Here is a 325-nt window from a genome sequence, read left to right as displayed (position 1 = left end):
CGCAGAGATAGCTAAAGCAGCTAGCAACTTCTCAACAGCAATAAGCGATATTACTTCTTATTACACAGCTAAAGGTTCATTTGCGGCAAATTTATCTGATATGACAAATGTTGCTTTAGATACTGATGGAAAATTTAAAATTAAGAATAAAACTTGCGCAATGATTACTGCACCTGCTACAGGTAGTGATGTAATTATTTATGTTGGTGCAGATATTAAAGATCCTATTTGCCAATCATTTGATGGTGTAGGTAGCATTGCCGCTATTTTGGGCAATAAAAAACTATCTACCTATACAGATGCAGCTAAAGGCTATAAAATTCAG

General features: G+C 34.8%; 1 pseudogene. It reads left to right on the top strand.

Annotated features, from left to right (window positions below):
- Positions 1 to 325 (top strand): annotated as a pseudogene (locus AVBRAN12640_RS09965) (hypothetical protein); the annotation flags it as partial.

This window comes from Campylobacter sp. RM12640, from assembly GCF_020137595.1.
In the GTDB taxonomy this organism is placed as follows: Bacteria; Campylobacterota; Campylobacteria; order Campylobacterales; family Campylobacteraceae; genus Campylobacter_E.
Note: the sequence above shows the minus strand (reverse complement) of the source record. Positions and strands in the feature narration are given on the sequence as shown.